The sequence below is a fragment of the Bacillus sp. C1 genome, assembly GCF_054570475.1.
Genome location: NZ_JBTMZT010000001.1, coordinates 1,110,876 through 1,123,002, shown reverse-complemented (window position 1 = coordinate 1,123,002; position 12,127 = coordinate 1,110,876). Strand labels below are relative to the sequence as shown.

Below are 12,127 nucleotides of genomic sequence, written 5' to 3'. Positions count from 1 at the left end.
AAAGAGACACTACATGAGCACCAGACTTTTTGAACCTTCTCTACTATTCACATTCGTATCGATAGATTTCCTTTCCATATCCACGATCAATTAGTAAAATCTCATTCGGATATAATGTCTTATGCTCATTCCCGACCTCTTCCTCTGTTATAAACATACCGTCAATAATCATACCAATCACCTGTGATTCTTTTGCAACAAATACAGACTTTGAACCTTTCTTTGCTATAAAAATTACCGATTGTACTGTCTTTCGCTCTGCTCGAAATGGAATACCAAAATAATGTTTCCACCACTTGTTTCTTAGTAACTCTGGTTCAGATTGATAGAGCCAATCTTTCGCTACTTCTTGATCCCATTCGTAGTACAACATTGCTTTACGATGAAACCTTGGCCGAACAATCCAACCTAAAATCAGAATCGCAACAAGCATAAGTAGTAATGTAACTGGTATTACGAATTGAAAAATGAGCGCATAACGTTCCCAAAATGGCGCATTTTGAATAGAAAACGAAATCGTTTTCTTCACATATTGTAACCTTGAATCGTTTATAGTGATGGTAGCTTCTATGGTGCCGGTATCTGTAAAATTGAATGTATCGGAGTAGTAAGGACGAGGGTACACATATATTTGATTATCATGTTGCCGTAGTTCGTAGTTGATCGCTTGATGAGATGTGACACCAGTAGATTGCAATAATTTCTTTACTTCCACCTCTGTCATCGGTTCACCACTCAGTAATGGTTGCAACACTAATGGTTTACTCTTTTCTAAATCCGTTACTTTTTCTTTATAATCTTTTGTAATCACTTGTAGCGATAACTTTTTCTTTTGTTCTGATTGAATTCGAAATTCTTTTGTCTGCCTATAAAACCCTTTTATATTCATATGAACTTTTCCACGTATGAGTTGTTTCTCAACTTGTGTTTCGTAATAAAATACTTTTCTTTTCTTATCCCATTTCATCGGATACGATTTTCCATCTAATTCTATCTCGGCTTGATAATAAGAAGTTTGAACAGGTAACTCAGTAGGCTTTGCTTCAATAACAGCTGTCGTTCCTTCATACATTTTCTCGCTACTTTTTTTATCTGTATCTTCTTTATCATAAATAGAAAGATGATAATCAAGTGCTGGTTCCACAAGTACTTTTAATCCTGCTTCTCTAATATCTCTATCTAGCTCTATCGTATATGTCCCTGGTTTCATGATTTCCTGATTTGTAGTACCAATATGGGTAATGCCACCGTATAAATGAGCTTCCCCTGGCGCATGAATAGAAAAAGAAGTCTGTAACATTAATGGTGTAGAAAGTTTTTTCACTTGGTATTGTGATGCAGTAGAAGCTTGTTGGACAAGCGTCATTCGCTTTAACGGAAATGGTGTCGTAATCTCTAATTTATTTCCGGATATGTTCGTTTTCACAATCGACTCAACAGAAGAAAATGGGTCTCGATTTGTAACCAAGGCTGCCGCTTGATTAACACTTTGAATGACTCCCTCTTCCCCACTAGATGGCATGACGATACCGTTTATTTCTTTTTTCCAAATTTCTTTGAACGTGTTCATCTGTTGTTGTTCTTGCTCTCCTAACTTTTCTTCCATTGTTATTAAAACGGGATGCAATGATATTTTTTTCGCTTCCATTTCTTTTTTAAATTGCTCTAGCTTCTGTGTGATTTGTTCTTTACCGCCCGTTTTTTCTTTTTCTAATTCATTAAATGCTCCGTCAGTTAATACAATAAGCCAAAATTCACGTTTTTTATTTATGTCCGCTTCCTTTTTAATAGATTGCATCGCTGTTTCTACAGCACTAAACGGCGTATTTAAATAGTTCTTCCATGCTCCAATTTGATTAATCTCTGTTTGCCTTTTTTCATTTGTTAACGTAACATTCAAAGCTTCATTAGGTCGGCTCATTGGAACATACGAAAATCTATCTTTTTCATCTAATAATGCAACTAAACTTTGCAAAGCATAATTGGCATATTTCCAACGATCGTTATTCCTCATGCTACCAGAATCATCATATACAAGTGAAACGACCCTCTCTTTTGCCCCCTCTCCTTTTGCCAAAGTTGAAAAAGGATTAAAACATAGTAATAGAAAAAAGATGAATGTGGCACAAATTCGAATCTTCATGATGAGACTTCGCCACCTTTGTAGACAAATTCCTATGTTTAAATTTATGAAAAGAAACAAGATATATGACTTGTATTTTTATAGAAACGAGTTTCTATAATAAAATTATGTAAACAATAATGATGAAATAAAAATCCGCATCAATCGTGCGTATTACAAGTTTTATCTTTTACATAAATAAGCCCACATGATGCTCTTACTACATTTTATGTCGCAAATTACTGTGAAAAAGTTTGATTTCCTCAGATTATAACAATAAAAAACACGCCTATAAAAGCGTGTTTTTTATTGTTTCACATATACTTCCACAATAGGATTTTCTTTACGATCCGCATGTAACCGAATATTCTCTTCACTTGTACGATACATACCCGCTACTAACATGACCGTTAATAAATTAGGAGTTTTTCCATCACTCCCAAATTTCCGTTCAAGCGCTTCTTTATATTCAAAACCTAAATCTCCTTGTATATATGTATACACTTCAAACCCATCATCTAAATTACAAACAATCCGGTCAACAATATCTGCTCCTACTTGCCTTTCCATTTCACTACGAAGGGCATCCGTAAATTCATTCCAAGGCACCTCATACGTTTGGAATTGATCTTTAGCTTCCATCATCTCACTCCTTTTTCACATACGCTCTCCTCATATGTTTTCCTGTTCTCATAACAATTATGAAACTTAGGTCAATCGTACAAGCCACACTTGTCCTAACGGCATATCGTATTATTGTATATGAAAGGAGGTAAAAATATGGATTGTCAAACATGTCATACTACTTGTCATCGTTATTTTGGTAAAGTTGTACAAATTGAAGATGTAAATGGGTATGTTCATATCGGTAAAATTGTCGATGTAACAGATGATTCTGTTTGGATTACACCAACGCATCCTTCATCTTTTGATACGGGATTTGGATACTATGATGCATATGCAGGCGGCGGCTGTGATTTTTGTGGCGGCTTAGGTCAATGTAACAATTGTGGATTTGGTTTTGGTGGGGGTTATTACGGCGGTGGCTATGGTGGATGTGGTTATGGTGGATGTGGTTATGGCGGTAGTGGTGCCATCGAATTAGCCTTTGGATTTATTTTTGGTATTTCTTTAGCGGCACTATTTTTCATCTAATCTACAAAGGAGCTGACTATCGTTTTATGTCAACTCCTTTTCAAAAATAATTCTCTTATATTTGCCACAAATTCTTTACTATACCATTTTATTTTTCGCAAATAAATATCCGGTGTCCTAATACATGTTGATACATACGCAATACTTGCTCGTGTTGCACCCAAGCATCATAAAGTTCGGATGGAATATAATGTGACATGTTCCATTCTGGCTGTTCTATTTGTCCTGCGATCGTCTCCGCAATCGTAGCTCCGCCGGCAATCGTTATCCTTTTGAAATGCGCCATTTGAAATAAGTTAATCCATTCCGTTTCTGTTTGTAACTCCTTTATTCCGTATAAATGTATAATTTTGTCCTCTTCTTCTTTTGTTATATGCTTCTCAATTACCATTTCAATCACCATCAGTTTCCCGTTCTTTCGTAAGACACGATAACATTCAGGGATTGCCTGCTCTTTATTTGTAAAAGCAAGTACAGATTCTCCTAATACAAAGTCAAATTGCTCATTCAAAAATGGCAATTGTTCTGCATGTCCTTTCATGAATTCAATAGATAATTGCTCTTGTAACCATCTATTTTTTGCTTTTTGAATCATAATCTCATTATTTTCAATTGCTGTGACGTTATAACCATATTGTTTTTTCATATAAGCTGCTGTCCGCCCTGTTCCGCATCCTATTTCAAGTACATTCGCTTCGCAGCGCAATGGAAACTGTGCTAATAACTGTTTCGTTAACGTAAAACCACCAGGGTGTGCACTCCCAATTCCATAGTAGGCTAAAAAATCAATGTATACATTCCGGTTCATCGAATTCTCCTTTATTCTTTCTATATTAGCTATATTCAGTCAAAAGAAAAACAGTGCAAAAGAAAAAAGCATTTCTAAGGATACATTCTTTCTCCTTAAAAATGCTCTTCTCTTCATTCCTTACTTCTTTTCTTCCGTTACGTAAGCCCACTTGAAACTATATTCTGGGCTGATGTTATGTTTTACAATACCTTTTACATTTGGTTTCATTACATACGATCTAGCATTTTGATATAATGGTACAAGCGCTACATCTTCTTCAAGCAATATTTTTTCTGCTTTCCCTAACTCTTCCCAGCGTTTCTTCGCATCCGCCATTAATTCCGTCTTTCCTTGTTTGATGATTCCATCATATTTCGGATTTGAGTAACTCATTTGGTTTTGAGAGTTTGTTGATTCGAACATGTCTAGGTATGTCATTGGATCCGCATAGTCTGGGTTCCAGCCACCATATGAAAAATCGTAATCTTGATCAGATTCTAATTTCAGTTTTTGTTTGAACGGCTGCATTTTAATATTGACTGTTACACCTTTTAAATTTTTCTCAATTTGATCTTTTACATATTCCCCAACTTTTTTCGCGTTACTTGTATCGTAGTTTAAAAATTCAAGTGTCACTTGATCTTTACCAAGCTCTTTTTTCGCTTCTTCCCATGCTGCTGTTGCTTTTTTAGCGTCCGGTTTTAGACCATTTTTAAATGTTTCTTGGAAATCTTTCCCGTCAGGCCCAGTCGCTAATCCTTTTGGTACTAAATAATCAGCTGGTTTCGAACCGTCATTTAAAATTACGTTTGTTAAATCTTTTTTATTAATGGATAGCGCAATTGCTTCACGTAATTTTTTACTCTTTAATGGTGTATCTTGACCACCACGTTTTTGGTTTAAACGTAAGTAGAATGTACTTGGTTCTGGATAGACACCAAACTCTCCTTCTTTATTTCTATACTTATCTACAAACTCGCCAGCTAGTAAAGTATAATCAATTTCACCACTATCATATAAATTCACACGCGTTGCCATATCTTTTACAACACTATAATTAATTTCGTCTAACTTTACAGTCTTTTTATCCCAATACTTATCATTTTTCTTCAATTTCCAACCTTCTTCATGCTTCCAATCTGTTAAAACGAATGGTCCATTATAAACTGTAGTATCAGATTCTAAACCAAATTTATCTCCTTTTTCTTTTACAAACTTTTCATTTAACGGATAGTAGGACACGAATGCCATTAAGTTCAAGAAATATGGGGTTGCTCTTTCCAGTTCTACTTCAAGTGTGTAATCGTCCACTGCTTTCGCACCTAATGTAGATACTTCCGCTTTCCCCTGATTAATTGCTTCCGCATTTTTAATATAATATGCAATAAATGCATATTCAGCCGCTGTATTTGGGTCTACTAAACGTTTCCATGCATAGACGAAATCTTTCGCTGTTACAGGGTCACCGTTTGACCATTTTGCATCTTTACGAAGTTTAAATGTATATTTTTTGCCATCCTCACTTTTCGTACTAGATTCCGCTGCAGCTGGGATTGGCTTATTATCTTTATCAAGACGATATAACCCTTCCATCGTATTTCCTAAAATTTGTGAACCGAGGGTGTCTGTATTTTTTGAAGTATCCATTGTTGGAATTTCATTTGTTTCTGTACGATGAATGACTTGCTTCGCCGCTAATTTCGTATCAGACTTACTATCACTTCCGCTTGAATTTGTACTTGTTTTTTTGTCCCCACCTGATCCTGAACATGCCGTTAACGCCATACTCATTGCCAAAACTGGTGCTACAACCGCTGTTAGTTTTTTCACCTTTTTCTTTTTCACTTTTGTACCCTCCCTAATTATATGTACGATGCTAATTTTGAGAAATATCCTGATACTCGAATAGTTATTAGAATATTCTTATTAATTAGTATTCTACTATTTTTTAAAAGTTTGTAAAGTTTTATTTTTAAAAATTCTGAAAATATTTTCTATAATACTAATAATTCGCCTTTTAATAGCACCATCACAAGATTCTCCCCATCTACTATATGAGCATCAAACCCTTCTTATTCTTTTCTATTGTTTAAACATAATTTTATATGCTTCTTTTTTGTTATAAATCATTTGATTGTATGACATTCCGCTCACCTTTGCTACCACTCTTAATTCATTTAAATTGGCTAACTTAACTGGATTCTTCCCATGAAAAAGCACCTCCAAAAATAGTGTATTTACCTTTGGAGATGCTGTTCTTATTATTTTCCGCCTTTCTCTTCGACATATGCCCACTTAAAGCTGTACTCTGGACTGATATTATGTTTTACAATTCCCTTTACATTTGGTTTCATTACATATGCATTTCCTCTTTGATATAAAGGAATCAGCGCTACGTCTTCTTCAAGCAATAATTTCTCTGCTTTTCCTAGCACTTCCCAACGTTTCTTCACATCAGACAATAATTCATCTCCCACTTGTTTAACCATTTCATCATATTTTGGGTTGGAATAACTCATTTGATTGTATGAACTCTTCGTTTCAAACATATCGATAAACGTCATTGGATCCGCATAGTCTGGGTTCCAACCTGCGTAAGAGATTTCATAGTCTTGTTCTGTCTCTAATTTTAACTTTTGTTTAAACGGCTGGATTTTCGTATTAATTGTTACACCTTTTAAATTTTTCTCAACTTGGTCTTTTACATAATCAGCAACTTTTTTCGCTGTTCCATCATCATAGCTTAGCAATTCAATTGCCACTTGGTCTTTACCAAGTTCTTTTTTCGCTTCTTCCCATGCTGCGGCTGCTTTTTTTGTGTCTTGTTTTAAACCATTTTTAAAGGTTTCCGTAAAATCTTTACCATCCGGACCTTTCGCTAGTCCTTTTGGCACTAATTGATCCGTTGCTTTGGATCCATTGTTTAAAATAACATTTGCTAAGCCTTTTTTATCAATTGATAACGCAATTGCTTCACGTAACTTTTTATTTTTCAGCGGCGTATCTTGTCCACCACGTTTTTCATTCAACCGTAAGAAGAACGTACTTGATTCTGCATACTCACCATATTCATCTTTCTTCGGTTTATATTTATCAACAAACTCTCCTGATAATAATGTAAAGTCAATTGTGTTCGTATCATATAAGTTCACTTTTGTAGCTATTTCTTTTACAACACTATAATTAATTTCTTCTAATTTCACACTCTTTTTATCCCAATAATTATCGTTTTTCTTTAATTTCCAACCTTGTTCATGCTTCCACTCAGACATTACAAACGGTCCATTATATAAAACTGTATCCGCCTCTAAACCGAATTTATTTCCCTTTTCTTTTACAAACTTTTCATTTAACGGATAATATGATGGGAATGCCATTAAATTTAAGAAGTATGGAACAGGCTTTTCTAATTCTACCTCAAGTGTAGAATCATCTATCGCTTTTGCACCTAATGTAGATGCATCTGCCTCTCCTTTATTAATTGCTTCTGCATTTTTAATATAGTAGGCAATAAATGCATATTCAGCAGCTGTCCCTTTATCTAGTAAGCGCTTCCAAGCGAATACAAAATCATGCGCCGTTACTGGATCACCATTTGACCATTTTGCATCTTTACGCAGTTTAAATGTATATTTTTTACCATCCTCACTTTTCGTACTAGATTCTGCGGCCGCTGGGACTGGTTTATTATCTTTATCTAGGCGATATAATCCTTCCATCGTATTCCCTAAAATTTGTGCCCCAAGTGTATCTGTTGATTTCGAAGTATCCATTGTTGGAATTTCCTGATTCTCTGTACGGTTTAATACTTGTTTTGCTGCATATTTAATATCCGATTTCTTATCTTCCCCACTACTAGACGTTGTACTTGTCTTCTTATCCCCACCTGATTCCGAGCATGCCGATAATGCCATACTCATTGCTAGGACTGGCGCTACAACCGCTGTTAATTTCTTCATCTTTTTCTTCTTCATTTGTGTACCCTCCCTAATTATATGTACGATGATACCCTTAGTAGTCATCTGATACAATTCCGTTATCAGAAAATTCTATTAAATAATATTCTACTGTTTTTTAGAATTTTGTAAAGTTATTTTTTAAAATCTTAAAATTCTCCCTACTATAATGATGATATATTCCGGATATACTGCTATGCAAAATTTACCCATTCACTATTTAACAGCGCATACTTCTTATTCTTTATTTAAGTTCTTATTAAAATTCTTTATATATAAATCCAAATTTAAAAACTAATATCAAACCATTCTTTTTAGATGGAAGAGAGCATCCGGCCGAGTGTAGTAGCAGTCAGTTCCCTTTTTAGCCCCATGCCATGTAAAAACAAACCGAATAAATAAGTGGGGATTTCCTTTTGTTTTCATAACCGCAATTTAGATGTTAGAAAATCAAATTATATATATGATATCTCCATCAAACATTGCTTCTAGTAACTGAAATTTTTTTTAAAAACAAGATTCACTACATAGAAAAAAGCACTTCCAAAAGTAGAGGTACTACTTTTAGAAATGCTTTTCTATCTGAATTACTTTTCTTCTGTTACGTAAGCCCACTTGAAGCTGTATTCTGGACTGATGTTATGTTTCACAACACCTTTAATGTTTGATTTCATTACATACGATCTAGCATTTTGATGTAACGGGACAAGCGCTACATCTTCTTCAAGCAATAGTTTTTCTGCCTTACCTAACTCTTCCCAACGTTTCTTCGCATCAGACATTAATTCTGTTGATCCTTTTTTAATCATTTCATCATATTTCGGATCTGAGAAACTCATTTGGTTATGAGAGTGCTTAGATTCAAACATATCTAAGAACGTCATTGGATCTGCATAATCTGGACTCCAACCACCATATGAGAAATCATAATCTTGATCAGTTTCTAGTTTTAATTTTTGTTTAAATGGCTGTACTTTAATATTAACTGTTACACCTTTTAAGTTTTTCTCAACTTGATCTTTTACATATTCTCCAACTTTTTTCGCATTACTTGTATCATAGTTTAAAAATTCAAGTGTTACTTGATCTTTACCAAGCTCTTTTTGCGCTTCTTTCCAAGCCGCTGCTGCTTTTTTCGTATCATATTTCAGACCATTTTTAAACGTTTCTTGGAAATCTTTTCCGTCAGGTCCGGTCGCTAATCCTTTTGGCACTAAGAAATCTGCTGGTTTTGAACCATCATTTAAAATTACATTTGCTAAATCTTTTTTATTAATTGATAACGCAATTGCTTCACGTAATTTTTTGCTCTTTAATGGTGTATCTTGTCCACCACGTTTTTGATTTAGGCGTATGAAGAACGTACTTGGTTCTGGGTATACACCAAACTCTCCTTCTTTATTTCTATATTTATCTACAAACTCTCCAGTTAATAATGTAAAGTCAACTTCACCACTATCATATAAATTCACACGCGTTGCCATATCTTTTACAACACTATAATTAACTTCATCTAATTTTACAGTCTTTTTATCCCAATAACTATCATTTTTCTTCAGTTTCCATCCTTGCTCATGCTTCCACTCTGTAAGCACAAAAGGTCCATTGTAAACAACTGTATCCGATTCTAAACCGTATTTATCTCCTTTTTCTTTTACAAACTTTTCATTTAACGGATAATATGATGGGAATGCCGTTAAATTTAAGAAATATGGAACAGGTTGTTCTAATTCTACTTCAAGTGTATAATCATCGACTGCTTTTACACCTAATGTTGAAACTTCTGCTTTTCCTTGGTTAACTGCCTCGGCATTTTTAAGAGGGTATGCAATAAATGCATACTCAGCTGCTGTCTTCGGATCTAACAAACGTTGCCATGCATATACGAAATCTTTCGCCGTTACTGGATCACCGTTTGACCATTTTGCATCTTTACGAAGTTTAAATGTATATTTTTTGCCATCCTCACTTTTCGTGCTCGATTCAGCTGCCGCTGGGATTGGCTTATTATCTTTATCTAGGCGATATAACCCTTCCATTGTATTCCCTAAAATTTGTGAACCAAGTGCATCTGTATTTTTGGAAGTATCCATCGTTGGAATTTCGTTTGTTTCTGTACGATTCAATACTTGTTTCGCCGCTAATTTACCATCGGACTTGCTATCGCTTCCGCTTGCATTCGTACTTGCTTTTTTGTCTCCCCCTGTAGAACATGCCGTTAATGCCATACTCATTGCTAAAACTGGTGCTACAACTGCTGTTAATTTTTTCATCTTTTTCTTTTTCATTTTTGTACCCTCCCTAATTCCCTATACGGTCTAGATTAAGAAATTTCTGATAATTCTGTTTTTCTTTATATTCTTATCAAAAGATTTCTACTAACTATTATTCTACTATTTTTTCGTTTTTTGTAAAGTGTTATTATTGAAAATTTTATAAAAATTATTTTATTACAGTAATGTTCATAAACATTCGATTGCGCTAATATACATTCTCTCGTCATTCTTCTATATTACTCCAATTCAAAAGAAACTCTTTTGTGCTACTCTTCATCAATTTTGTATAATTCAAGTAACTTCTTTCATGCCAAAATAAAAAAGTCAGCTTTACTGACTTTTTTATCCCACTATTTTTTCTTTTTGCATTTCTATTAATACCTTGTTATACCGCTCTTCATCAAACTCATTTTCACTTTTCGCAACAACTACAGTTGCAATACCATTCCCAATTAAATTTACGATAGCGCGTGCTTCTGACATAAAACGATCTACCCCTAATAAAAGAGCTAACCCTTCTAAAGGAATAACATTCATCGCTGATAAAGTCGATGCGAGTACAATAAATCCACCTCCAGTTACAGCTGCTGCTCCTTTTGACGTAACTAGCAAAATAGCAATTATCGTTAATTGTTGACCAAGTGAAAGATCAACGTGAAAAACTTGTGCTAAAAATATAGTAGCCATCGATAAATAGATTGTTGTTCCATCTAAGTTAAATGAATAACCTGTTGGAATAACTAAACCTACTACCGGTTTTGAGCACCCAAACTGTTCCATCTTTGTCATCATACGTGGTAACACTGATTCTGAAGATGAGGTACCGAGTACGATCAGTAGCTCTTCTTTTATATGCGATAAATATTTCCACAAGCTAAATTTATAAAACTTACAAATAATATGTAGCACAATAAATACGAATAATGCCATCGTTGCATACACACAAATCATCAATTTTCCAAGTGGAATTAATGTACTCAAACCATATTTTCCAATTGTAAATGCCATTCCACCAAATGCTCCAAGTGGTGCTAACTTCATAACAATCGATAAAATATTAAAAAACACTTTAGATAACCGCTCAAAAAAATCGATAACGGGTTGTCCATTTTTTCCAAGCATTGTTAATCCTGCACCAAATAAAATGGAAAAGAATAACACTTGTAAAATATCTCCTTTTGCAAATGCGTCAACCATGTTAGATGGGACGATATGTAAAAAGAAATCGATCCATTTCATTTCCTGACCACTTTGTACATATTGTGAAATGTCCCCACCCTTGAGTTTGGAAGGGTCTAAACCATCACCGGGCCTTACAATATTCGCCACGATAATTCCAATTATAAGAGCGAACGTCGTTACAATTTCAAAATATAATAAAGCTTTCCCGCCAACTCGTCCTACTTTTTTCATATTTCCCATACTTGCAATCCCAAGTACAATTGTTAAGAATATAATTGGTGCGATAACCATTTTAATCATATTAATAAATGTTTCACCAATTGGCTTCATTTGTTGCCCTACGTTAGGCCAAACTGCCCCTACTGCAATCCCACAAATAATTGCCACAATCACTTGAAATGTTAAATTCTTCATGATTCTCATCTGTCCATACTCCCCTATTTCGTTCATTTCCCCTTTAATTATATAAAAAGATTATAAAATATATTTTTTTAGAAGCCCCCCTGTTACTCAGCTCAAACTATACTATTATGTTACACCATTATTCTTTTTTTGGAAATAGTATATCTTTTTTATAAACAATGACATACTATTAACTTCTACACCTTCTATTAGAGTAACTTTATAATGAACAGGAACATCTCAC

Annotated in this window: 8 protein-coding genes; 1 reads left to right on the top strand and 7 read right to left on the bottom strand. The window is 34.5% G+C overall.

Features of this window, described 5'->3' with window-relative positions; all coding sequences use genetic code 11:
* Positions 1-43 precede the first annotated feature (43 nt).
* Entirely contained in the window at positions 44-2,143 is a 2,100-nt protein-coding gene (locus tag ACX5JI_RS05985) for a vWA domain-containing protein (RefSeq protein WP_459500146.1), read from the bottom strand.
* 285 nt (positions 2,144-2,428) lie between these two features.
* Complete coding sequence (locus ACX5JI_RS05980; RefSeq protein WP_459500144.1) at positions 2,429-2,764, bottom strand: hypothetical protein; 336 nt, start codon at positions 2,762-2,764, stop codon at positions 2,429-2,431.
* A gap of 138 nt (positions 2,765-2,902) precedes the next feature.
* Here ACX5JI_RS05980 and ACX5JI_RS05975 point away from each other — a divergent pair, with 138 nt between their 5' ends.
* On the top strand, positions 2,903-3,277 hold the full coding sequence (locus ACX5JI_RS05975; protein ID WP_459500143.1) for a hypothetical protein: 375 nt from the start codon (positions 2,903-2,905) through the stop codon (positions 3,275-3,277).
* 88 nt (positions 3,278-3,365) lie between these two features.
* Here ACX5JI_RS05975 and ACX5JI_RS05970 read toward each other — a convergent pair whose 3' ends face one another.
* From ACX5JI_RS05970 to ACX5JI_RS05950, 5 genes are all read right to left on the bottom strand, one after another.
* Entirely contained in the window at positions 3,366-4,085 is a 720-nt protein-coding gene (locus ACX5JI_RS05970) for a class I SAM-dependent methyltransferase (RefSeq protein ID WP_459500142.1), read from the bottom strand.
* A gap of 120 nt (positions 4,086-4,205) precedes the next feature.
* Positions 4,206-5,858, bottom strand: coding sequence for a peptide ABC transporter substrate-binding protein (locus tag ACX5JI_RS05965; protein ID WP_459500289.1), 1,653 nt, complete (start codon positions 5,856-5,858; stop codon positions 4,206-4,208).
* Between the two features lie 470 nt (positions 5,859-6,328).
* Positions 6,329-8,041 (bottom strand): peptide ABC transporter substrate-binding protein, encoded by a 1,713-nt coding sequence (locus tag ACX5JI_RS05960; protein ID WP_459500141.1) that lies wholly within the window; start codon positions 8,039-8,041, stop codon positions 6,329-6,331.
* Between the two features lie 569 nt (positions 8,042-8,610).
* The gene (locus ACX5JI_RS05955) at positions 8,611-10,311 is read right to left on the bottom strand and encodes a peptide ABC transporter substrate-binding protein (protein ID WP_459500140.1); all 1,701 of its coding nucleotides are present in this window, start codon (positions 10,309-10,311) and stop codon (positions 8,611-8,613) included.
* Positions 10,312-10,641: 330 nt separating this feature from the next.
* Entirely contained in the window at positions 10,642-11,904 is a 1,263-nt protein-coding gene (locus ACX5JI_RS05950) for a dicarboxylate/amino acid:cation symporter (RefSeq protein WP_459500139.1), read from the bottom strand.
* Positions 11,905-12,127 lie beyond the last annotated feature (223 nt).

Excerpts from the sequence above, each read along its gene's own strand:
- ACX5JI_RS05960 (WP_459500141.1), bottom strand. The coding sequence starts at position 8,041 with ATGAAGAAGAAAAAGATGAAGAAATTAACAGCGGTTGTAGCGCCAGTC.
- ACX5JI_RS05965 (WP_459500289.1), bottom strand. The coding sequence starts at position 5,858 with ATGAGTATGGCGTTAACGGCATGTTCAGGATCAGGTGGGGACAAAAAA.
- ACX5JI_RS05985 (WP_459500146.1), bottom strand. The coding sequence starts at position 2,143 with ATGAAGATTCGAATTTGTGCCACATTCATCTTTTTTCTATTACTATGT.
- ACX5JI_RS05955 (WP_459500140.1), bottom strand. The coding sequence starts at position 10,311 with ATGAAAAAGAAAAAGATGAAAAAATTAACAGCAGTTGTAGCACCAGTT.
- ACX5JI_RS05975 (WP_459500143.1), top strand. The coding sequence starts at position 2,903 with ATGGATTGTCAAACATGTCATACTACTTGTCATCGTTATTTTGGTAAA.
- ACX5JI_RS05980 (WP_459500144.1), bottom strand. The coding sequence starts at position 2,764 with ATGGAAGCTAAAGATCAATTCCAAACGTATGAGGTGCCTTGGAATGAA.
- ACX5JI_RS05970 (WP_459500142.1), bottom strand. The coding sequence starts at position 4,085 with ATGAACCGGAATGTATACATTGATTTTTTAGCCTACTATGGAATTGGG.
- ACX5JI_RS05950 (WP_459500139.1), bottom strand. The coding sequence starts at position 11,904 with ATGAGAATCATGAAGAATTTAACATTTCAAGTGATTGTGGCAATTATT.